Genomic DNA, 22575 nt, shown 5'->3' with positions numbered 1-22575 from the left:
CGCTTTTTTTAAGAGCTTTTTACATCAACTTTGAGTTTTAATTTTTGACCTGGATACAGGTATTTTTGCCCTGTTAAGTCATTCCACTTGATGATTTCATTTACTGTTAGATTAAATTTAGATGCAATGCGTGCGAGCGAGTCACCGCGTCGTACTTTGTAGGTAATCGTACGATTACTCAAGTTACTCGCGATTTGCTTGGTTTGTTCTTGCTGATAAATTGTCAGCTTTTGGCCAAGACGCAGAATGGCGTTGGTTTGCAACTTATTCCAGCGCGCTAATTGCTTGATGGTGACATCGTATTCACGGCTAATGTCCCATAAAGTATCGCCATTGGTGACAGTGTGTATTTTTTTGCTCTGTTGTGTTTTCGCGATAGCAGAACGCACACTGGTAGGCAAATGTTCACTTTTTAATTCGCCGTCACTGAGAGGAACGAGGAGCTGTTGGCCAATTTGAATAATATGTGAATCAAGTTTATTCAAAGATTTGATGGCATTTGCACTGGTTGAAAACTTTGCAGCTATCACCGAGAGGGTATCACCTTTCTTAACCGCGTAATGTTGCCATTTTAATCGGTCTTTCACTGCTGTATTGGCGAGCTTATCTTTGAACACATCCACTTTTTCCGCTGGTAGCAACAAAGTGTGGGGTCCCTCAGGATCGGTAGCCCAGCGATTAAAGGCCGGGTTTAAACGATACAGTTCAGTTAGCGAAATATCTGCCATATCTGCCGCCAGCGCTAAATCAATTTGAGAGCCGATATCAACCGATTCTACGACTTGCGCATTGAGGATCTTGTTCCAGCTTACCTTAAATTCATCTTGGCGTTTAAGCAGATCAGACAGAGCAAGCAGTTTTGGTACGTAGGCGGTTGTCTCACTAGGTAAATCTAAAGACCAAAAATCGGTAGGTAGGTGCTTTTTACGATTTTTACGAATTGCGTTGAGCAAACGACCTTCACCAGAGTTATAGGCTGCAATGGCATTTAGCCAATCGCCTTCCAACGTTTTATGTAAATAGCTCAAATAATCTAGTGCCGCACGCGTGGATTGCACAATATCGCGACGGCCGTCATACCACCAATTTTGCTTTAAGTTAAACCGCTCTCCAGTTTGTGGCATAAACTGCCAGATACCCGACGCGCTTCTATGTGAGTAACCAAACGGGTCAAAAGCGCTCTCAACAATTGGTAGTAACGCAATTTCGATTGGCATTTGACGCTTTTCAACTTCTTCAACGATAAAATACAGGTATGGCTCGGCCCGTTTGGCAATACGATCTAAATACGCCTGATGACGTTGGTAGTAGTTTCTTTCCGCAACAACAGGCCTGTTTTGTGGCACATCAATGGAAAGTTGGTAACGAATACGCTCCCACACATCATCAAATACCGGAGCCGGCTCATCCGCTTCAATAGGCTCTTGGATAGCACTGAGTAGCGTATCGCTGATCTCGGCGGGGCTTGCTCTATTGAGAAGCTTTGCGGTGTCTTCTTCTAGATTGTCTTTTTCGGATAATGTTTGACACCCGCTAGTAAGAAGCGTCATCAAAACAATGGAAACCGGCAATTTATTCATAAGTAATTTTCTGATTCTCGAGCAAAAACCCGCCAATACTACCTGTAACATCGGTAGATTTAAAGTGACGAAGATAGCTGAAGTTAAAATTCGTTCTTCCAGGCCCTCAACGCGGCAAAAACTTGCCAAGGTGCATTTATTTCATTATTTAGGTGTTTTGGTAAATTTTCAATGATATGGCTTTGTTTTGTACGAAGAAAAGGATTAATAGTACGCTCTTTTCCGATATTACTCGGTAGAGTTGGCAGGTGTGTATTTCTTTGTGCTGTTACCCATGTTTGATAATTCTTGATGTCTTCATTGCTTGGTTCCACAGCGTAAGCAAAGGCAAGATTGGCGTTTGTGTATTCGTGGGTGCAGTACACCAGTGTGTGATTAGGCAAGTTTGCTAGCTTTTCCAGCGATTGCCACATTTGCTTGGCGCTGCCTTCAAATAGACGGCCGCAGCCCGCACTAAATAGTGTGTCACCGCAAAAAACCATTTGCTCATTAACATAACATATATGGTCTAAGGTATGCCCCGGTGTTTCAATCACATTGAATATGAGGTTAAACACCTCAAGCGTATCGCCTTCTTGTAGAGGGTGCGTAACACCTTGAAACTTAGAGTTATGAGGACCATATATATTGATAGACGGATAATGGTTTTTTAGTGTGTCAATACCATCAGTATGGTCCCAATGATGATGGGTAACTAAAATACCCATAAGTGTCGCGTTGTGTGCTTGTAGGTAAGCTTGAACGGGCTCTGATTGGCCTGGATCGACCACCCAAACCTGTTGGTGTTCCGTGTGGCGAATGGCCCATATATAATTATCGGTGAATGCTTTTATTGGCTCTACTTGCACCATAAGTCATAGCTCTATAAAGTGAGTGTTAGCATAAGTATAACGAGCGTATTTGATGAAACCAGCCCTAAGTTTTCAACAAGGCCCTAAACCTCTTGAATGGCAAGACTTTCCCCATGGCGATTATCTAAGAGTGGGCATTGAGCGAAAAATAGATAAATGGTTACCGAGAATGTTTGGTTATCACATGCTGAAGTTGGGCAGCTTGAGTGGTCAAATTAATACATCTAAAAGCACGATTAAACACCAAGTGTGCGTTGCGCCATTTGCACAAGGTCACGTTGGTGTAGTCGCTGAAATTGATGAACTACCGTTCTCTGAGCACAGCGTTGACGCGTGTATATTGAGCCAAAGTTTAGAATATCATTCAGATCCACACCATATTTTACGAGAAGCGCATAGAACCCTGATCCCCGGAGGTTACATAGTGATCACCGGCTTTAACCCCATAAGCCTGTGTGGCTTAGCCAATTTACTGCCATTTAGTAAAGAAAAGTTACCTTGGTCTGGGCGTTTTTTTACGCCATCGCGTGTTAAAGACTGGTTAGATTTACTCGGTTTTGAAATTCTAGCGGATGAGCGTTTTATTCACGCATCGCTTGCGCGAGGTAGTCGACTATCAAGATTTGCACCTTGGCGGCGTTTTTGCCGCCAATATTTAAAACCGATGGGAAGTTGTTATATGCTCGTGGCGCGTAAACGTGTTACACCACTTACGCCAATCAAACCTAAATGGCATGCTAGGCCCAAATGGGCACCGGCGGTTAAAAGCGCGCGCTTATCGCAAAGTTGCCAGCAGCGGCTTAACTCTGATAACCCTCATCAACCAGCAAATGATTAGATGACGCTGCTTCGCGAGCTAGGTCGTCAACCAGTTCATTATACTTGTTACCACTATGACCTTTTACCCAGCGCCATTCGATAGTATGTCGCTGGCAAGCTGTATCCAATCGTTGCCATAGGTCAACGTTTTTTACTGGGGCTTTCGATGCCGTTTTCCAATTACGCTTTTTCCAGTTTTCTAACCATGATTCGATACCTTGCTTGACGTATTGACTATCGGTATACAAGACCACGTTACAAGGTCGTTTGAGTGTTTCAAGTGCAACGATGGCTGCAAGCATTTCCATACGATTGTTGGTTGTCAGCTCATACCCTTGTGCCAATTGTTTTTCATGACCCTGATAACACATGTATACCCCATAGCCACCGGGCCCAGGATTACCGAGGCAAGAACCATCGGTATAAATCTCTACTGTTTTTTGCACGAATAGACCTGTTTTTATGTAGAATGTAACTAATAGTGGTTAACCATAACAAAGTTGAGCTTTATACGATATGTTAAAAAGGCAAATAGTCCTAGATACGGAAACGACGGGTATCGATCCAAAAGCAGGGCATAGGATCATTGAGATTGGTTGTGTTGAGCTAATAAACCGTCGTTTAACGGGCAATAACTTTCACGTTTATATTAATCCTCAACGAGAGATTGAAGAAGAAGCAATAGATGTTCACGGTATAACCAATGAGTTTTTGCGCGGTAAACCTTTGTTTAACCAAATAGCACAAGAGTTTTTTGACTACATTAAGGGGGCAGAATTGGTGATCCACAATGCGCCGTTCGACGTCGGCTTTATGGATCATGAATTTGCCATGCTAAATCAAGGTTATCCAGATACGCACGAGTATTGCCAAGTGCTAGATACTTTGGTCATGGCGCGCGATTTGCATCCAGGACAAAAGAATAACCTAGATGCGTTGTGTCGCCGTTATGACATTGATAACTCAAAACGAACATTACACGGCGCATTACTGGACTCCGAGATCCTCGCAGATGTATATCTAGGCATGACAGGCGGTCAGGTTAAACTTAATTTAGCCTCGGGTAATGATAACAGTGAGCAAAATGATAGCGGTTCCATTCGTCGACTCAGCAATGATAGGCCAGCGTTGAAGGTGGTCAAGGCGACAAGCGATGAGCTTCATGCTCACCAAGAAAGGCTTTTGGTTGTTAATAAAGACGGCAACACATTGTGGCAACAATAATGAGGTAGTATATGAAGCGGTTATGGCTTTTGATGTTGATGATATCAAGCGTTGCGGTAGCGTTGCCGTCGGTCACCATTTTAGAGCGTGACGGCAAAACGAATGAAGTTCCGCTGCTAGATAACCGTTTTCGTATTGACCATAAGGTTGACAAAATATCATTGCTGTTTTTTAGAAAAACAGGCGCACCCGCAGTTGTTCTGGTGCAACCAGATGGCAGCAAAATATACTCCACCCACGCACTTCGTGATGAATCCTTACAGTGGTATGACGAACCAAGCTTCGACTTAATCGTATTGACTAATCCAACGCCAGGTCCGTGGCAAGTCATAGGTAATATTCAAAAAGGCAGCCGTGTCATGGTGGTAGGGGATATTGAGCTTAATATGGAGCCATTGCCACCGCTCATATTTCAAGGTGAAACGCTCAAAGTAACAGGGCAAGTCACCAACGATGGCAAACCAATTGAAATTGGCTATTTTCGCGATGTTGTATCTTTAGTTGTCGACTTCGTCAGTACGAATAATGACAACTACGATAACTTCGGCGCTGGCACGCAAAGTGTGACAGAGTTTAAAGATGACGGACAAGAGTTTGACGAGCGTCCGATGGATGGTATTTTCACTGGCGAGTTTAGACTTTCTTTTCCTGCAGGAGAGTGGCGACCGGAATTTCATATCGAAACACCCCTTATTAAACGCAAAGTGGTTGGTAAGCCTATACTTGTGGCCAGGCCACCGTTTGAATATGAACTGACGTTATCTGATAACGAAGAGTTTGATCATGAATTGTTGTTTAAGATAGACAATCAAGTAGTCAAGCCTGACACGGTGATCTTTCAAGGTAAAATCTTTTATCCAAATGGTGAACAACAGCCATTTACATTAAACCCAGAAACGCGTCTTTATAGAAAGTTACCAATCAAAAATTATGATTGGGGACGCTACAGTGTCGAAATTTCTGCGTTTGGTGAGAATATCAATGGCCGAGAGTTTATGGCTACTTTGCCTATTTATAAATTTGAAATAGAACGACCCATTGAAAAAGTACCTGAGTTAGCACAACCAGTACCGACCATTTTGTTACCAGAGCCTGAACCTGAGCCTGAAGTTAATACAACCTTAGTGGTGAGTGTCATTGTTATTGGAAATATTCTGGTGCTATTTGTTGGCTGGTTAGCTTTTCGAGTCTTTGTTCAAAACAAGCCAATTAGCATAAAACTGCCATTACCTACGTCTCTTTTTAAGAAAAAGCAGGCTGAGCCGGAAAAAGAAACTGTCGAGAAAAAACAAAACTCTGATGAAAGTGGTTCAAAAAATGACAAATCAGGTGATATTTTGAACCTTTCGATGTCAGATGACTAAAAAAGCGGGTTATTTTCAAAAAAACTGTTGACTCTCATGGGGTCGATTCGTATTATTCACGCCGCTGTCAGGGAGCAGCTTGATAGCAAGAATAATGCGGAGTGGTAGTTCAGTTGGTTAGAATACCGGCCTGTCACGCCGGGGGTCGCGGGTTCGAGTCCCGTCCACTCCGCCAATTATTCAACAATTTGTAAGTAGTGCTGGAGTGGTAGTTCAGTTGGTTAGAATACCGGCCTGTCACGCCGGGGGTCGCGGGTTCGAGTCCCGTCCACTCCGCCAAATCTTACATCGCCGAAAGGCACGCTTTTCCTTTGTGGAGTGGTAGTTCAGTTGGTTAGAATACCGGCCTGTCACGCCGGGGGTCGCGGGTTCGAGTCCCGTCCACTCCGCCAATAGGAAAGCAGCAGATTAAAACACCGTGGAGTGGTAGTTCAGTTGGTTAGAATACCGGCCTGTCACGCCGGGGGTCGCGGGTTCGAGTCCCGTCCACTCCGCCAATGTTTTAGTCGCCCTTATTTGCTCAGCGGAGTGGTAGTTCAGTTGGTTAGAATACCGGCCTGTCACGCCGGGGGTCGCGGGTTCGAGTCCCGTCCACTCCGCCAATGCAAATAACAAAATATGATATCTCTGCGGAGTGGTAGTTCAGTTGGTTAGAATACCGGCCTGTCACGCCGGGGGTCGCGGGTTCGAGTCCCGTCCACTCCGCCATTTGATATCAAAGAGGATGCTCTATAAACACATACCACTGCGGAGTGGTAGTTCAGTTGGTTAGAATACCGGCCTGTCACGCCGGGGGTCGCGGGTTCGAGTCCCGTCCACTCCGCCATTTCTTAGAAATTCATCTAGATTCCATTCGTTTTTCTTCTTCATATTTATTACTACACTTTTTTAATGACGCTTTTAGTCTCTTTCGATTACACAATTTGTAACTAATCAACGTATATATAAATCCTCCCAAAATGATAGACTTAAAAAAACAGGGAGTTTTTATGATAGAAGTTGTACACCTTCATAAGCAGTTTGCAAATAAGCAAATCTTTCACGAATACAACAACAAATTTCCAAATGCCAAGACGTGCGTCTTGGGTGAAAATGGACTAGGTAAAACTACACTTTTTACCTTGATTGCAGGTCTTGACCCTTATTTTTCGGGTCAGATTTTGCTCGCTGGTAAGCAGGTGAACAGTTTACAAGAAAATGTCGCGCTTGCATCAGACAAAATACCGTTTCCTGAGTTTTTGACCGCACAACAAATTTTGGCCATGACAGGCAGTGCTTGGCAATGTGAGTTGCCGCTCACGCTTGCCGAAGAGTTTGGATTCACCGCATTTCTGGATACCCGAGTCAGTGACTTGCCATCAGGAAATAATAAAAAGCTACAACTGCTAAATGCCATAATGAGAGGTACCGATTACCTCATTTTAGATGAGCCCAGTGCTGCATTGGATCAACATGGTGTTGATACTATTTGCCAATGGCTAAGTGCTTTTTCAGGACATGTTTTAATCAGTAGCCACGAGCCGCAACCATTTTTAAATATAGGTTTCGTTTCTCAGCCGCTATTTAGTCAGTCGTAGGCGCTTAGATGAATTATTTTAAATATCGCATTCATGCCTATCGATATGCGCTAAGAGAGCTTGTCAGACAAGTACAGCAGTTTGCATTGATGATCTCTACCTTGTTCTATATTTTCCTTCCAGGGCTTATAGGGGCGTTGTTTTTTGGTCTTGGTCGAATTGTTGAAAGCGATTCTGAGCAAGCGTGTAATCAGGTGATCTGGGGATATTTGCTAATACAGACTTTACTGCTTAATGTGTTAAAACCCACGGTGTTGGACTCTTCACACCGAACCTTTCATTTAACGCTGTTAGCTGGCCGAGCAAAACAGTATCTCGCTGATATTGGATTGGTGTTATGGAGTCATGTGCTGTTGTGGATGTCGCTTGTTTTGGCATTGGCAATTGGGATAGAAAAGCTGCCACAAGCCCCACACTTTATTCTATTTATTGCAACTCAAGTGAGCTTTTCGGTCGCGTTATTGTATCGCCCTCAAGCGCTTGTCTATGCGTTGATTGGGGCATTGGCTTTACATGCTTTGGTATTACCTTCCACAGAGTATTTAGGCGCTATTAATTTACTCTTGGTGGTCGCGTATGTATTAAAGCCTATACAGGTACGATTTTCGCCAAATCATATGACTATTTTTGGGTTTTGGTCACTTTACGGTTTGGAGAATATCTGGTCTTTGCTTTGGCGCTTTTGTGTGAGCTTTTTATTTATTTGGGGGGCTTACATTATCGGCGAAGAAAGACCTGAGCTTTTACATTGGTACATGCCAATGGTCGTTGCGATTGCACTGCTGCTATGGGGCGCGTTATGTATAAAAACGTCGACGTACTTAAGAGAGCACCGCTTATTTTGGCAAAGCATAAAGCAATTTGAGCACGCATTTTATACTCAGCATATTCTCATATTCGGCTTGTTCTTAATCACTTGGTGTATTGCTGCAGGGATGTTAGGCATTGATAGATATATGTTAGGCGTGCTTGTTGTAGCGCCAGTAGTGCAATGGTGTGCTGTTCACAAAGCTAAGCACTTAGCCGTTTGTTGGGCTGCACTTATTATGGGTATATACCTCGTTAAAATTCTTGTGTAAGCATTAAAAAAGCCAGCGTATGTCGCTGGCTTTGACTCATTTTACGAAAATTTAAACTTGTTACGCTGCGCTTGCACCTTTTGCTTTTGGTTTTGCAGCTTGGCCTGCAGTGAGTTCACTTGGATCAAAATCGTCAACGTTGATCACAGCTAGACGCTTCGCTTCTACGGCGCTGAGTTTTGCAGCCTCATCTTCATTTAAGATACCAGCCTCAAGACCCATGGCAGCAACCTTATCTAGTTGTAAGAAAGGTAGTTTTTGACCTTTAGCACGACATACTTTGTCAAATAATGGTTCAACCTCAAGAATATCTCGCAACGTTTGCTCTTGTTTACCTAAGATATTTAATGGCTCATCTTTTAGGTAAATGTGCGCAGCTAAACGTTCTCGAGACTCATTAGGTGTCTGCAATAGGTGCGCAAGTTTGTGCTCAAGCTCATCGGTTGGTTTGCGTACTGGGCGACCAAACGGGAATAATATCACTTTAAGCAAACCTCGAAGGGCCGCTGAAGGCATATTGTTGATCAAATCTGCCAGTGCTCGTTGGCACAAGTACAAGTGTTCTTGACAGCTCCACTGTACAAACGGCAGGTCTTCTTTTTTACGGCCTTCATCGTTGTAGCGCTTAAGTGTTGCCGATACCAAGTATAAGTAGCTTAGCAAGTCACCTAAACGTGCTGAGATACGCTCTTTACGTTTCAGGGAACCACCAAATACAGCCATACAAATGTCTGACATCAACGCAAGAGATGCACTATAGCGACTTGCATTTCTGTAAAACTCAGCAGTTTCATCGTTGTAAGGCACTTTAGTAAAGCGTGCGCCTGTCAGCGCCAACCATTTGGTTCTAACAAGGTTAGAAATGGTAAAGCCAACGTGGCCCATTAACGACTTATCGAAGCTCTCAAGTGCAGCCTGCTTATCTTCCATACTGACAGCGTTAAGCTCAGAAAGTACGAATGGGTGACAGCGGATCGCGCCTTGACCGTAGATGATCATATTACGAGTCAGAATGTTTGCACCTTCTACCGTAATTGCGATTGGTGCACCTTGGTAGCCACGACCTAGGTAATTGTTAGGTCCTAAACATATGCCTTTACCGCCATGGATATCCATTGCATGCATTGTAGACGCGCGCATTTGCTCGGTTAAGTGGTACTTCAAAATCGCCGATACAACTGACGGTTTTTCACCAAGATCAACAGCACCTGTAGACATGCTCACAGCTGCGTCTGTGCTGTAGGCGTAGCCACCCAATTTTGCCAATGATTCTTCGATGCCTTCCATTTTACCGATAGGTAACTTGAACTGGCGGCGAATACGGCTGTATGCACCACTGGCAAGCGCCAATGATTTAATACCACCCGTAGAGTTTGAAGGTAGTGTTATAACACGTCCAACTGACAAGCACTCAACGAGCATGCGCCAACCTTGCCCCGCCATTTTCGGACCACCTATGATGTAATCAATCGGTACGAAAATGTCTTCACCTTGTGTGGGTCCATTTTGGAATGGTACGTTCAGCGGGAAGTGGCGACGACCAATTTTTACACCAGGGGTGTTGGTTGGAATAAGTGCACAGGTGATCCCTGGCTCTTTGTTGTCGCCAAGTAGTCCGTCAGGGTCACGTAGTTTAAACGCTAAACCAAGTACCGTTGCGACAGGGGCTAAGGTGATGTAGCGTTTGTTCCAAGTTAAACGAATACCTAGCGTTTCTTTACCTTCCCATTCGCCTTTGCAAACAATACCAAAGTCTGGAATAGCTGATGCATCAGAGCCTGCTTCTGGCGAAGTCAATGCAAAACAAGGGATTTCATCACCTTTTGCAAGTCTAGGCAGGTAATGATCTTTCTGCTCTTGCGTGCCATAGTGTTGCAATAGCTCACCTGGGCCTAACGAATTAGGTACGCCCACGATTGAAGACAGTAGGGTAGATTTACTGGTTAGTTTTTGTAATACACAAGACTGCGCGTACGCAGAAAACTCTAGACCACCGTATTGCTTTTTGATGATCATCGCAAAGAATTTATTATCTTTTAAGTATTGCCAAACATCTTGAGGTAAGTCTGTTAGCTCATGCGTTGCTTTCCAGTCGTCTAACATGGCGCATACTGTTTCTACAGGGCCGTCTAAAAACGCTTGTTCTTCAATTGTTAAACGAGACTGTGGAAATTGGTGTAATTTTTTCCAGTCTGGGTTACCACAAAATAGGTCAGCTTCCCACCAAGTAGTACCTGCATCAATTGCCGACTTTTCAGTTTCCGACATCGTTGGCGTTACTTTTTTAAAAGCTTTAAATAACGGCGCTACAATGTACTGCTGACGGATATTAGTAAGAGATAAAGGCACTGTAATTGCTAAGAAAATTAGCCAAGACAATGCACCAAAGGCACCAAATAATGTACCCACAAGTAAGGTTGCTGCTGCAATACCAACGGAGGTGTTCCAGCTAGCTCTGTGATAGCTAGCGATGCTAAGTAGTGCTACCAGAGCAAGAGTGAATATGAGAGTCATGTTGTTCTTCCTTATAAGAGGTCTGACCACCTAGGCTAGACTAGCTCCATAAGGCGATCATTTCAAGAGAAAAAACGATTCATTTACTTTAGTTAACTATGCGTAATTTAGCGTACTCGTGCGAGAGACGCGTATTTTTCCAAAAAGCTGAATTGTAGCGGCTTATTGCCAGTCGCGATTTTAAGCAAACATAATGTTGGAGATTTGCATAACAGAGTCTATGTTTTTACTGGGACCACATTTTAAGGAAGGAGCCTTAAATGATCAGTTCAATCGTCGTTATGTCTATCTCATTATTAGCTACATGGATGTCAGTCAATATTTATACGCCCGCTGTATTTTTTAATCTTTTTTGCTGTTTGATCAGTGCTTGGTATGGCTATCATGCACAAGTGCAAATCGCATTAGCTTTGGCATTTTTTAATGTATTTGCTGTGGTAATGAGCCCATTGTTGGTATTGCCGGAACAAAAAACGGCCACGCTCACGGTATTACTACTTTTGTTGGTTATGTTTGTCTGTATTGGTGTTGGGGTGCAAAAAATGAAAAAGCGCCACTAAAGTGTATTAACAAAGTCTAATTGCTGGGCAAACTCGCATTCTGACCTAGCTTAGGTATACAATATCGGTCCCGTGAAAAGTTTGGAATGTTAAATGAAGATCCTCGCAGATCAAAATATGCCTTTAGTAGAAGAGTTTTTTTCTGAGTTAGGCGAAGTGAGGCGTTTTGATGGGCGCAACTTACAGGCATCGTCACTTAACGATATAGATGTGTTACTGATCCGCTCAGTGACAAAAATCAATGAAGAAATGTTGGCGCATGCTAACAAGCTTCAATTCATCGGTACCGCGACAATTGGTATCGATCATGTTGATACACAGTTACTAGAACAACGAAATATTGGTTTTGCGAGTGCCCCAGGTTGTAATGCTATTGCGGTTGCTGAATATGTTATCAGCGCGCTTTATGCTTATGCGCAAGAGACGGATACAAGCTTGGCAGGCAAGACGCTAGGTATTGTTGGTGTGGGTAATATTGGCCAGTGCTTACGCGAAAAACTGGCGAACATCGGATTAAAGCTACTATTATGCGATCCCGTTCGATACGAACAAGGTACCTTAGACGAACATGTACAGTTCGATGAATTGTTATCAAATGCAGACATAGTGACATTCCATGTTCCGTTGATAAAAGATGGCCCACATAAAACACAGCATCTACTCAATTCGGATAAGCTACCTTTGTTGAAAAAAGGGGCGCTTGTTATTAATGCCAGCCGTGGGGATGTGATAGATAATAAAGCATTGTTGAGTGCACTAAAAAATGGTCAACCGTTAGACCTTGTACTCGATGTTTGGGAAAACGAACCCAATATTTGTACTGAGCTTTTAGACTTCGTTCGTTTTGCAAGTGTGCACATCGCAGGACACACCCAAGAGGGCAAAGCCAGAGGCACACAAATGCTCTACGAGGGCTTATGCCAGCGTTTAGGTTTAGCGAGTACTAAAAAGCTAGAAGATTTTTTGCCCGTACCCGCGTTGACTAAATGTAGAACTGAAAGCACGCTGGTTGAGCAAGATTTAGGAAGACTAGTGCATTTAGTTTACGATATTCGCCGAGATGACGGGCTTATGCGTGCGAACTTGCAAAGTCATGGCTTTGACAGCTTACGAAAAACTTACCCACCAAGACGAGAATTTAATACCTTGAGCGTTGAAAATTTGAGTCAACATGGTGAGTTACTAGCTAAGCTAGGATTTAATGTAATTGAAAAGAATGAGGCAAATAATGTCGCAAAAATTTAATGTGGCTGTGTTGGGTGCAACGGGTTTGGTTGGCCGACAAATTATCGAAACATTGGAAGAGCGTAAGTTTCCAGTTGATCAACTTTTTGCACTGGCGAGTAGCCGCAGTGCAGGCGAAGAAATCGACTTTCGCGGTGAAAAAATTGAAGTACTCGATGTAGAACACTTCGATTTCAGTCAGGCGCATATTGGCTTGTTTTCAGCTGGTGGCAGTGTCTCAGAAAAATACGCACCAATTGCCGCAGAAGCTGGGTGTGTGGTGATTGATAATACCTCACAATTTAGATATGAATTTGATGTGCCGCTGATCGTTCCTGAAGTGAACAAGGAGAGCTTGGCAGATTTTAGAAACCGTAACATTATTGCCAACCCCAACTGTTCAACTATTCAGATGCTGGTTGCGCTGAAACCAATTTATGACGCCTATGGTATTGATAGAATTAATGTATCTACGTATCAAGCAGTCTCAGGTGCTGGTAAAGAAGCCGTTGATGAATTGGCTAAGCAAACAGCGAATTTAATGAATGCACGCCCTATGGATAATCAAGTATTTCCTAAGCAAATGGCATTCAATGTGATCCCGCAAATCGATGCATTTCAAGATAATGGCTACACCAAAGAAGAAATGAAAATGGTGTGGGAAACGCAAAAGATTTTAGGTGATAGCAGTGTTATGGTGAACCCTACAGCGGTGCGTGTTCCTGTATTTTTTGGGCATGCAGAAGCCGTTCACTTGGAAACGCGTATGCCATATGATCTGGAGCATATAAAACAGCTATTGGCTGACGCGCCAGGCGTTGAATTGATAGAAGATGAGCAGGATTATCCAACACCTGTAAGTGATGCCAGTGGTAACGATACAGTTTACGTTGGCCGTGTACGTCAGGATATCTCCCATCCATTAGGTTTAAACCTTTGGATTGTCTCAGATAATACGCGCAAGGGCGCTGCGACTAATAGCGTTCAAATTGCTGAAGAACTTATCGAGAACTATCTTTAAAAAAGATAGCAAAGTGCTGCAATGTGGCAGCACTTTGCCCCCATAAATGTAAAACTGCCAATGGTTTGGCATGTTTTGTATTACCTTTCTTTTTTACTCTTCCTCTAACTCATTATAAGCATGTTAATTTTCAAGGCGTTGCAATGGATATTCGACGTTATCTGGTTTATAGTTTGAACTTGGAATAGAGCTTGCAGTAGCAATCATTAGCAACATTTTGATGTTTAGCAAAAAATAATGTTGAACATAGTACTGAAAGGACCAACATGCGCGGTTTTGTCGTTTTTTGTATCTTTGTCTCTACATTGATCACTTTACCTGTTAACAGTCTTGAAGAGCCTCAAATCAAAGGGCCAAAAGGGGTTGACTACGGGCAGCAAGGGAGATCGGTAGGGCCAATAAAGTCATCAGATACCTTATGGCGTATCGCTCAAAAAGTAAGGCCTGACGAGTCGGTTACTATCTATCAGGTAATGAGTGCGCTATATCACAAAAACCCTCAAGCATTCTTAGATAAAAATCTCAATCATATGCGTGATGGCGCCTATTTAAAAATTCCAACTATGGGCGAGATCCGCAAAGAAAACCCAACGCTAGCAAAACAGCGCTCAGATCAGGATGATGCGTTGTGGGAAATGAAAAAGAACGGTTTGCTCGATAATCAAACGATTGAAGAAGCACAAAAAAAAGTGACTCAGGCGCGAAAAATTGATGTCGAGCAAGCGAAAGAATCTTTAACCAATCAGCTTAAGTCAATTCAAATTGAACAAGACTCTCGACTTATGGAGCTGCAGTCACAGTTCCGTAGTTCGGTCAAAAATGTTGAAGAGATTTTAGTAGAGAACGATAAGCTCAAAAAGCAGCTGGGTACTATTTCTGAAGAACTGCAAACGGTCAGAGAGCAACTGGGCAAAGACAGTGAAATTCAGCAACAGCTGCAATCGATGATCAATTTGCAAAATGCATTAATTGCGCGTCAGGAGCAAGAAAAGCAAAAACAAGAAAGTGGTTTTGATCTGAGTTCCGCGCTCAGTAACCCATTAGTACTTATTCTACTAGCTACACTCCCAGCCCTGTTGGCTGTTGGCGGTGGTATTTTCTTCCTTAGGAAACGTAAACAAGGGAAAGATGCCTCTGCTAGTGATGAAGATGATTTCTTGCCACAAACGCCTGTAGCTGCCGCCGCAGCAGCCGATCCTCTCGATTTAGGCATGCAAGCGACGCCTTCTGAATCGCCAATCGAGGACAGTGTACAGTTGGATGATGACATACTGCCTGAAGACGACGATATCATGTTTGATTCGTTGGATGACGATACGTTTGAAGAAGGTAGTAGCGAACTCGATCAAGATGAATTAGATAGTTTATTAAACGAAGACATTGTATTTGATGATGAAACTGAAGAAACAGATATCCCAGAAGATTTAGATGATTTCTTGCAGCAAAGTTTTGATGGCCAAAACGAAGATGCAGGTGATGATATTTCATTGGATGCAGATGACAGCAACGATGATTTACTAAGTAACGATGATATTGATGAAATGTTGGGCGGCTCCACGGATGACGCGGATAATGAGCTAGATATTAGTGACGATGCTCTGGCTACACTCAGTGAAGAGTTAGCAGACGAGCAACAAGACGATATCGACATAGATGGGCTATTAGACGAGGTCAGTGAGGAGTCTGATGACGATGACTTTGATATTGATGACCTACTTGACGAATCACAAGCTGATTTAGCACCAGATATTGTTGAAGTGTCACAGACTGACACCGATGAATCTTCAGATGATTTTGACATCGATGATTTACTAGATGAAGCACAAGATGACTCAACATCAGACTTTGGATCAGCTGGGGTTGATGACGACTTTGATATTGATGATTTACTTGAACAGTCTAACGAAGAAGCCGTGCCGTCGACTGATACAACGGAATCTTTGGACGTATCTGACGATGACTTTGATATCGATGACCTACTTGATGAATCTTCGGAGCAAGAATTAGCCGCAGATATTAATGAGTCAGTAGAATTATCAACTGATGATTTGGATGATTTGCTAGATGAAACAGAAGTATCAGAAGAAGAGTTTGATGCAGAAGACTTACTCGACGAGCCAGCGTTAGCGACCGAGCCAGAGCTTGACGAACCTGAAGCGCTAGAAGATGAACTAGATGTTGAAGACTTACTCGACGAGCCGGAAGAGGTATTAGCGACCGAGCCCGAGCCAGATGAAACAGAAAATCTAGAAGATGACCTAGACGTTGAAGACCTACTCGACGAGCCGGAAGAGGTAATTGCGGCCGAGCCAGAGCTGGATGAAGCTGAAACACTAGAAGACGACCTAGACGTTGAAGACCTACTCGACGAGCCGGAAGTGGTATTAGCGACCGAGCCCGAGCAGGATGAAGCCGAAAATCTAGAAGACGACCTAGACGTTGAAGATCTACTCGACGAACCGGAAGAGGTATTAGCGACCGAGCCCGAGCTGGATGAAGCCGAAAATCTAGAAGATGACTTAGACGTTGAAGATCTACTCGACGAACCGGAAGAGGTATTGGCAGTTGAGCCAGAGCTGGATGAAGCAGAAAATCTAGAAGACGACCTAGACGTTGAAGATTTACTTGACGAGTCGGAAGAGGTATTAGCGACCGAGCCCGAGCTGGATGAAACAGAAAATCTAGAAGACGATCTAGACGTTGAAGATCTACTCGACGAACCGGAAGAGGTATTGGCAGTTGAGCCAGAGCTGGATGAAGCCGAAAATCTAGAAGACGACCTAGACGTTGAAGACCTACTCGACGAGCCGGAAGAGGTATTAGCGACCGAGCCCGAGCTGGATGAAGCCGAAAATCTAGAAGACGACCTAGACGTTGAAGACCTACTCGACGAGCCGGAAGAGGTATTAGCGACCGAGCCCGAGCTGGATGAAGCCGAAAATCTAGAAGATGACTTAGACGTTGAAGATCTACTCGACGAACCGGAAGAGGTATTGGCAGTTGAGCCAGAGCTGGATGAAGCAGAAAATCTAGAAGACGACCTAGACGTTGAAGATTTACTTGACGAGTCGGAAGAGGTATTAGCGACCGAGCCCGAGCTGGATGAAACAGAAAATCTAGAAGATGAACTGGATATTGAAGATTTACTCGACGAACCGGAAGAGGTAATTGCGGCCGAGCCAGAGCAGGATGAAGCCGAAAATCTAGAAGATGATCTAGACGTTGAAGATCTACTCGACGAGCCGGAAGAGGCAAGTGCGGCAGAGCCAGAGCCTGACTCGGACGATGTCGTTGATGAAATTGAAGGCATGCTCGATGGCCTTGAAGATGAAACATCGAACAGCGATGACATCTTGTTAGAAGAAACTGACGAATCGCTTTCAGACGATGACTCGTACGCTTCAGAGGATACGTCGACAGCAATGATGGATGAGCGTCAGTTTGATGTTGATCTTGGCGATGATGAGTTTGAGGGTGAGTTACCACAAGCAAGCTTCGAAGAACAGCAGGAAAAGACACTACAAAGTGTTGATGAATTGTTGAGCGAGCTTGATGATGAAGAACTGAGCGATTGGGATGAAGAGGCCACACAAGGCGAAGAAATCGCACTTGGTGATGATCCATTGGCAGATGAAATTGACTTATCTGAAGATGAAGAGCATGAAGAACTCGAAGACTTTATCGAGCAGAGCGAAGAGCTAGAGAGTTATCCTGAACTTGAGCTTGAAGAGCCAACAGTCAGCCAAACTGAGCAAAGTTTGGCTGATGCAATGTCACATGGGCAAACACATGATGAGTTAGAAAGTGACATCGATGACTTAGCGTTAGAAGATGAGCTGGACATTGACGATGAATTGGAAATAGAAGATGCGTTATCTTCATTTGATGAGCAGTCAGTTCAATCGTCTCTCGATGAAATGAACGGTACCATTGATGACGTTGCTGACGAAGGAACGGACGACATTGATTTAGAATCTCTTGCTGAGTTTGATGAACAAGCTGCCGCTGAATCAATGGATGAGTTAGACGATGAGCTAGAAGACTTATTGGACGAGCCGTTAGCGGAAGAAATACAGACTGAGCAAGAGTCCGTCGATATAGAGTCACTTCCAGAGTTCGATGAACAAGCTGCCGCTGAATCAATGGATGAGTTAGACGATGAGCTAGAAGACTTATTGGACGAGCCGTTAGCGGAAGAAAATCAGACTGAGCAAGAGTCCGTCGACGTAGAGTCACTGTCAGAGTTCGATGAACAAGCTGCCGCTGAATCAATGGATGAGTTAGGCGGTGAGCTAGAAGACTTATTGGACGAGCCGTTAGCGGAAGAAATACAGACTGAGCAAGAGCCCGTTGATATAGAATCACTGCCTGAATTTGATGAGCAAGCTGCCGCTGAATCAATGGATGACTCAGACGGAGAACTCGATGATCTATTGGATAATGCGCTTACACAAGAAGTCGAGGATATAGAAGAAGCACCGCAATCATCAAATGAACTAGTGGATGAGTTGCAAGAAGAGAAGGTACTTGATAACGATGAGATTGAACACGCAGAACTAGAGTCTTTGCCCGAGTTTGAGTTAGACGAAGAACAAACACCGGAAGAATTCCTGAGTGAAATGGACCAGCTTAGTGAAGAAGCTGACGATGACGTTGCGTTAGCGATTGATGAAAATGCTATCGAAGACGATTTTATGTCAGATCTCACTCAAACTGACTTTGATTCTTTGCTTAATGAATTGGCTGAACCTGCACCTATTGAAGTCGGAGAACTGGGTGACGTTGATGTCGATTTTAACGCATTACTACAAGATGAAGATGTCAGTATAGCTGATGAGGAGTTAGACGAAGCGAACCTTGAGGATGAACAGTTTGTTGAAATCGATGACTTATTAGCACAAAGCGAAGAACTAGAGTCTGACGATGAGCCATATGTTGATGCAAATATGGACGTTGGACTTAACGAGTTTGAGAACCTACTTGCGGGTGAGAACCCGACAGACGTTGACCTTGAAGAGAATGGTTATTCAGCGAAACTCGATCTTGCAAGAGCCTATATTGAAATTGAAGATTATGATGCGGCCAATCGCGTGATCGAAGATATTGTTAACAATGGTCCTGAGAGTGTGCAACAAGAAGCGGTTGCGCTGAAAAATAAACTTGAAGCATAAATAAGATGTTGAGATTAGCTGCTTGCTGAGTAAGCTGCTCTCAAAGCCTTTTGCTCCCTAGCTCTGTTGTGTTAAGGCAAAAGTGTGAAAATATTAATCACGGGCTCAGCCGGTCGGGTTGGTCGCGCTATTTATATCAAGTTAATGAAAACACACGATGTTGTTGGTCTTGATATAACGCCTTGTTCCACAGTTGATTTTGTCGGAGATATTCGAGATATCAATCTAGTAAAAAAAGCGCTGCAAGGTGTGGATGCCATTGTTCACACTGCGGCTTTGCATGCCCCTCATGTGGGCCTGTTCTCTGAGCACGAGTTTCAGAGTATTAACGTCGAAGCGACCGAGCGTTTGGCGCTACAGGCTGTAAAAAATGACATTAAGCACTTTATATTTACGAGCACAACGGCACTTTATGGCCATGCTTCTACGCCGAATGGAATGGCAGGTTGGGTAACTGAGCAAGTAAAGCCACAGCCAAAATCGGTTTATCACAAAAGTAAAATATTAGCTGAACATAAGCTTCAGGAAATATCAAAGCAGTTTTCTTTACCTGTCACCGTGTTGCAAATGTCTAGATGTTTTCCCGAAGCTGGTGATTTAATGACGGTATATCGACTTACCCGTGGTGTTGATGTTAGAGATGTTGCTGATGCACATTTGTGCGCTGTAACTAAGCGTCTAAATGGTTTTAATCGATTTATTATATCGGCAGCCACACCTTTTCATCGATCCGATCAAAAAAGCTTGTTTAGTGCGGCCGATGTCGTAATTAAACGAAAGTGCCCAAAGATTGCTCAAGAATTTGAGCTAAGAGGCTGGGTTCTCCCGAAATGTTTGGATCGCGTATATGATTCCTCTGCCGCGCAGGAAATCTTAGGTTGGATACCTAAACACGGATTTGAAAGCGTATTAGATATGCTGGATAACGAATTAGCAGAAGTTCTACCTGTTATAAAACACGGATAACGAATTAAGTCGCACAATTTTTCAATGGTTGATTTATAACTGCGGTCAGATATAGGTACGCATGTAGACCATATCTGACAGCTTAGTTAGGTTATTTATATTGCAGTGTGTGGTCTATCCGCCTGCAATTTTTACTTTAAATTTCAACGTTTCTAAAATTTGCTTGAGCTTTTCACGGTCATCGCCTTGTATCTCGATAACACCATCTTTTAAAGCGCCGCCTTGACCCATTTTGCTTTTTAGGGTTTTGGCCAGCTTTTTCAAGTCATGTTCTTTGGGGTCAATACCAACGACAAGCATGACACCTTTGCCTTTACGACCTTTGGTTTGTCTTTCGATTCTAACAAAGCCATCTTTAAACGTTTTGACTTGGGCTTCTTCTTTAGGTTCTTTAGTATCAATTCTTCCAAGGTCAGTTGAATAAACTAAGCGACTATCTGACATGTTTAATCTCATAGAGGGTATTTAGCATATGCGGATCATACCATCTATTTTTAATATTGCAGTATAGATACACAGATGAATGAAGGGGGGAGCTTAGCGTTTTAACTTTTGTGCGCTTTATTTTTGCTAATCTATATATAGCGATTATATTTAAAGCAGTGCTACATAACAAATTCAAACCATATTAGGAGCTTAACATGAGTTTGAGCAAAAGTTCGTCTGCAGATGGAAAAGTTTTAACGATACAGATCCGTGGTAAGTTCGATTTCAACCTAGTGCAATCGTTTCGCCAAGCCTATGCTGATATAGGCTCAGGAACTGAGAAAGTGGTTGTGGACCTACGTGAAACTGACTATATGGACAGTTCGGCGTTGGGTATGCTGTTAAACATGAAAAAAACATTGTCTGAAACCATAGATACGATTCAAATAAGTAATTGCCGCCCGCAGTTAAAGAAAATTCTCCAGATTTCGCGCTTTGATAAAAAGTTCGATATTGATTAATTCATAGTCAGCGTTTAGAGAGACACACTGTGCGAGTACTGGTTGTAGACGACCAACCCCTGAACTGCATTTTGCTCAAAACAATGCTTGAGCAACAAAACTATGACGTATCGATTGCAAACAATGGTGCACAGGCGTTGGAAGTATTGAAGTCCAGCGAAGTGGATATTGTTCTGCTTGACGTCATCATGCCTGTAATGGATGGTTTTACTGCAGCACCAAAAATTAAAGAACTAGCCGGTGACGTGTATTTACCAGTGATTTTTATTACCACGCTTGAAGATCACAATAGCTTTGAACGCTGTTTGGAGGTGGGTGGTGACGATTTTATTCATAAGCCATTCGACAAGGTGATCCTTTCTGCCAAAATACGCGCACATGCACGAACTAGAAGGCTTAGCCAAGAAGCAAATCAACAAAAAAAGCAGCTTGAGTACCACTACAACCAAATTGAGCGCGAACATGAGATTGTGGAGCATATTTTCAGTAACGCGTTAAGTCAATCGCCTGAATACCAGCGTTATTGCGATTATCACCTGTCTCCAGCTTCAATGTTTAACGGCGACATGTTCTTAATGGCAAAAAGTCCGATGGGAGGCTTTTATTGTTTGCTCGGCGACTTTACAGGTCACGGGCTTGCAGCCGCTGTTGGCGCGCTGCCCGCATCTCGTATTTTCTACGCAATGGTCAATAAAGGAATGGCTGTAAACGACATTGCTTATGAGCTTAATGGGGTACTGAGTACTTTATTGCCGAGCAATATGTTTTGTGCCGCTGCGATTGTCGAATTGAGTGAGTCGGGTAAAAGCTTATCGGCTTGGTTAGGTGGGTTACCGGATCTATATTTATTAGACCAAGAAGGCAATATTGTTGAGACGTTGGAGTCGCAACATATGGCTTTAGGGATCTTGGAGCAGGATGAGTTTGAGCGAACAACGTTACACTTAGAAGTAGATGCAAGTCGCAGACTTTTTATGGCGACTGACGGTATTATTGAAACTGAAAACAAGCAAGGAGATATGTTTGGTGAAGACAGGCTAAAAGCCTTGTTATCTTCGGTACCCACCATTTCTACCGAGTTAGTTGTTAGTCATACCCAAAAGTTTTCAGAACATAGTGCTCAGCAAGATGATTTGAGCGTTGCCATATTAAATTGTTTGCCAAGTAAAGTTAAATCTACACAGCCTATAGAATACTCTCATGTTCCGTTTGAATTGAACGTAAAAGTTGATGAGACGAATATTGTGAGTACGGATCCTATCTTGGAATTAGTAGATGTACTTAGCCAAGTGAAAGGGATTAGTGAGCATCGCTCTAATATTTTCTTACTTTTGTCTGAGGCTTATAATAATGCAGTTGACCATGGGGTGCTCGGCCTTGATTCCGATATCAAGAATAAAGAAGATGGCTTTTTAGAGTTTTATCAACTGCGCGAAGATGTATTGAGTACTTTAGAGCAAGCTTTGATCGTGATACATGTGCAATACGCTCCACTAGAAAGTTTATTGATTTTTACGATACGAGACTCTGGTGAAGGCTTCAGACCTAAATCTAAGCAAGAAGATAACTTGCAGTTGGAGCACGGTAGGGGCCTTAGGTTGCTCAGTGAGATCGCAAAAGACATTCAATTTAACGACAAAGGTAACGAAGTAAAAATAATCTATGCGCTTCGTTGATT

At 43.2% G+C, this 22575-nt stretch carries 17 protein-coding genes and 7 tRNA genes; 19 read left to right on the top strand and 5 right to left on the bottom strand.

The window, feature by feature from the left end:
* Positions 1-8: 8 nt before the first annotated feature.
* The gene (locus AC5FX4_RS15115) at positions 9-1580 is read right to left on the bottom strand and encodes a lytic transglycosylase (protein ID WP_493607170.1); all 1572 of its coding nucleotides are present in this window, start codon (positions 1578-1580) and stop codon (positions 9-11) included.
* A gap of 83 nt (positions 1581-1663) precedes the next feature.
* The gene (gene gloB, locus AC5FX4_RS15110) at positions 1664-2431 is read right to left on the bottom strand and encodes a hydroxyacylglutathione hydrolase (RefSeq protein WP_493607169.1); all 768 of its coding nucleotides are present in this window, start codon (positions 2429-2431) and stop codon (positions 1664-1666) included.
* Positions 2432-2483: 52 nt separating this feature from the next.
* On the opposite strand from gloB, the gene AC5FX4_RS15105 reads away from it, so the two are divergent.
* Positions 2484-3269: a class I SAM-dependent methyltransferase gene (locus AC5FX4_RS15105; protein WP_493607168.1), complete on the top strand. Its 786-nt coding sequence runs from the start codon at positions 2484-2486 to the stop codon at positions 3267-3269.
* Here the strand turns inward: AC5FX4_RS15105 and rnhA are convergent.
* A complete protein-coding gene (rnhA, locus tag AC5FX4_RS15100) occupies positions 3232-3696 on the bottom strand; it encodes a ribonuclease HI (protein WP_493607167.1) in 465 nt (154 codons plus the stop codon). The genes AC5FX4_RS15105 and rnhA overlap by 38 nt on opposite strands.
* A gap of 70 nt (positions 3697-3766) precedes the next feature.
* On the opposite strand from rnhA, the gene dnaQ reads away from it, so the two are divergent.
* From dnaQ to AC5FX4_RS15045, 11 genes are all read left to right on the top strand, one after another.
* Entirely contained in the window at positions 3767-4474 is a 708-nt protein-coding gene (gene dnaQ / locus AC5FX4_RS15095) for a DNA polymerase III subunit epsilon (RefSeq protein WP_493607166.1), read from the top strand.
* 11 nt (positions 4475-4485) lie between these two features.
* On the top strand, positions 4486-5838 hold the full coding sequence (locus AC5FX4_RS15090) for a TIGR03503 family protein (protein WP_493607165.1): 1353 nt from the start codon (positions 4486-4488) through the stop codon (positions 5836-5838).
* Between the two features lie 98 nt (positions 5839-5936).
* Positions 5937-6013, top strand: a tRNA-Asp gene (locus tag AC5FX4_RS15085).
* Between the two features lie 27 nt (positions 6014-6040).
* A tRNA-Asp gene (locus tag AC5FX4_RS15080) sits at positions 6041-6117 on the top strand.
* A 36-nt stretch (positions 6118-6153) separates the two neighbouring features.
* Positions 6154-6230, top strand: a tRNA-Asp gene (locus AC5FX4_RS15075).
* Positions 6231-6258: 28 nt separating this feature from the next.
* Positions 6259-6335, top strand: a tRNA-Asp gene (locus AC5FX4_RS15070).
* Positions 6336-6363: 28 nt separating this feature from the next.
* A tRNA-Asp gene (locus tag AC5FX4_RS15065) sits at positions 6364-6440 on the top strand.
* 29 nt (positions 6441-6469) lie between these two features.
* Positions 6470-6546: transfer RNA gene (locus AC5FX4_RS15060), tRNA-Asp, on the top strand.
* A gap of 41 nt (positions 6547-6587) precedes the next feature.
* A tRNA-Asp gene (locus tag AC5FX4_RS15055) sits at positions 6588-6664 on the top strand.
* Positions 6665-6827: 163 nt separating this feature from the next.
* The gene (locus AC5FX4_RS15050) at positions 6828-7415 is read left to right on the top strand and encodes an ATP-binding cassette domain-containing protein (RefSeq protein ID WP_493607164.1); all 588 of its coding nucleotides are present in this window, start codon (positions 6828-6830) and stop codon (positions 7413-7415) included.
* 8 nt (positions 7416-7423) lie between these two features.
* Positions 7424-8494 (top strand): DUF6136 family protein, encoded by a 1071-nt coding sequence (locus tag AC5FX4_RS15045; RefSeq protein ID WP_493607163.1) that lies wholly within the window; start codon positions 7424-7426, stop codon positions 8492-8494.
* A gap of 60 nt (positions 8495-8554) precedes the next feature.
* On the opposite strand, the gene fadE is transcribed toward AC5FX4_RS15045, so the two are convergent.
* Positions 8555-11008 (bottom strand): acyl-CoA dehydrogenase FadE, encoded by a 2454-nt coding sequence (gene fadE / locus AC5FX4_RS15040; RefSeq protein WP_493607162.1) that lies wholly within the window; start codon positions 11006-11008, stop codon positions 8555-8557.
* Positions 11009-11268: 260 nt separating this feature from the next.
* Here fadE and AC5FX4_RS15035 point away from each other — a divergent pair, with 260 nt between their 5' ends.
* From AC5FX4_RS15035 to AC5FX4_RS15015, 5 genes are all read left to right on the top strand, one after another.
* Positions 11269-11568 carry a DUF6419 family natural product biosynthesis protein gene (locus tag AC5FX4_RS15035; protein ID WP_493607161.1) on the top strand — a complete coding sequence of 100 codons (300 nt, stop codon included), beginning with the start codon at positions 11269-11271 and terminating at the stop codon, positions 11566-11568.
* Between the two features lie 93 nt (positions 11569-11661).
* The gene (locus tag AC5FX4_RS15030; RefSeq protein ID WP_493607160.1) at positions 11662-12813 is read left to right on the top strand and encodes a 4-phosphoerythronate dehydrogenase; all 1152 of its coding nucleotides are present in this window, start codon (positions 11662-11664) and stop codon (positions 12811-12813) included.
* The gene (locus AC5FX4_RS15025) at positions 12797-13813 is read left to right on the top strand and encodes an aspartate-semialdehyde dehydrogenase (protein WP_493607159.1); all 1017 of its coding nucleotides are present in this window, start codon (positions 12797-12799) and stop codon (positions 13811-13813) included. Before AC5FX4_RS15030 ends, AC5FX4_RS15025 begins: the two co-directional genes overlap by 17 nt.
* 266 nt (positions 13814-14079) lie before the next feature.
* Entirely contained in the window at positions 14080-18984 is a 4905-nt protein-coding gene (locus tag AC5FX4_RS15020; protein WP_493607158.1) for a FimV/HubP family polar landmark protein, read from the top strand.
* Between the two features lie 84 nt (positions 18985-19068).
* Positions 19069-19950, top strand: a complete 882-nt coding sequence (locus AC5FX4_RS15015) for an NAD-dependent epimerase/dehydratase family protein (protein ID WP_493607157.1) — start codon at positions 19069-19071, stop codon at positions 19948-19950.
* Positions 19951-20064: 114 nt separating this feature from the next.
* Here AC5FX4_RS15015 and AC5FX4_RS15010 read toward each other — a convergent pair whose 3' ends face one another.
* Positions 20065-20394: an SUI1 family translation initiation factor gene (locus tag AC5FX4_RS15010; protein WP_493607156.1), complete on the bottom strand. Its 330-nt coding sequence runs from the start codon at positions 20392-20394 to the stop codon at positions 20065-20067.
* A gap of 197 nt (positions 20395-20591) precedes the next feature.
* On the opposite strand from AC5FX4_RS15010, the gene AC5FX4_RS15005 reads away from it, so the two are divergent.
* Positions 20592-20897: an STAS domain-containing protein gene (locus AC5FX4_RS15005; RefSeq protein ID WP_476287552.1), complete on the top strand. Its 306-nt coding sequence runs from the start codon at positions 20592-20594 to the stop codon at positions 20895-20897.
* Between the two features lie 29 nt (positions 20898-20926).
* Positions 20927-22573 (top strand): SpoIIE family protein phosphatase, encoded by a 1647-nt coding sequence (locus AC5FX4_RS15000; RefSeq protein WP_493607155.1) that lies wholly within the window; start codon positions 20927-20929, stop codon positions 22571-22573.
* Positions 22574-22575: the final 2 nt, after the last annotated feature.

Source organism: Pseudoalteromonas sp. ATL1 (assembly GCF_058933015.1).
Note: the sequence above shows the minus strand (reverse complement) of the source record. Positions and strands in the feature narration are given on the sequence as shown.

Coding starts and splice junctions, on each gene's coding strand:
- fadE (WP_493607162.1), bottom strand. CDS start 11,008: ATGACTCTCATATTCACTCTTGCTCTGGTAGCACTACTTAGCATCGCT.
- AC5FX4_RS15050 (WP_493607164.1), top strand. CDS start 6,828: ATGATAGAAGTTGTACACCTTCATAAGCAGTTTGCAAATAAGCAAATC.
- AC5FX4_RS15030 (WP_493607160.1), top strand. CDS start 11,662: ATGAAGATCCTCGCAGATCAAAATATGCCTTTAGTAGAAGAGTTTTTT.
- AC5FX4_RS15035 (WP_493607161.1), top strand. CDS start 11,269: ATGATCAGTTCAATCGTCGTTATGTCTATCTCATTATTAGCTACATGG.
- AC5FX4_RS15020 (WP_493607158.1), top strand. CDS start 14,080: ATGCGCGGTTTTGTCGTTTTTTGTATCTTTGTCTCTACATTGATCACT.
- AC5FX4_RS15025 (WP_493607159.1), top strand. CDS start 12,797: ATGTCGCAAAAATTTAATGTGGCTGTGTTGGGTGCAACGGGTTTGGTT.
- AC5FX4_RS15010 (WP_493607156.1), bottom strand. CDS start 20,394: ATGTCAGATAGTCGCTTAGTTTATTCAACTGACCTTGGAAGAATTGAT.
- AC5FX4_RS15005 (WP_476287552.1), top strand. CDS start 20,592: ATGAGTTTGAGCAAAAGTTCGTCTGCAGATGGAAAAGTTTTAACGATA.
- AC5FX4_RS15105 (WP_493607168.1), top strand. CDS start 2,484: ATGAAACCAGCCCTAAGTTTTCAACAAGGCCCTAAACCTCTTGAATGG.
- AC5FX4_RS15115 (WP_493607170.1), bottom strand. CDS start 1,580: ATGAATAAATTGCCGGTTTCCATTGTTTTGATGACGCTTCTTACTAGC.
- AC5FX4_RS15090 (WP_493607165.1), top strand. CDS start 4,486: ATGAAGCGGTTATGGCTTTTGATGTTGATGATATCAAGCGTTGCGGTA.
- gloB (WP_493607169.1), bottom strand. CDS start 2,431: ATGGTGCAAGTAGAGCCAATAAAAGCATTCACCGATAATTATATATGG.
- AC5FX4_RS15045 (WP_493607163.1), top strand. CDS start 7,424: ATGAATTATTTTAAATATCGCATTCATGCCTATCGATATGCGCTAAGA.
- dnaQ (WP_493607166.1), top strand. CDS start 3,767: ATGTTAAAAAGGCAAATAGTCCTAGATACGGAAACGACGGGTATCGAT.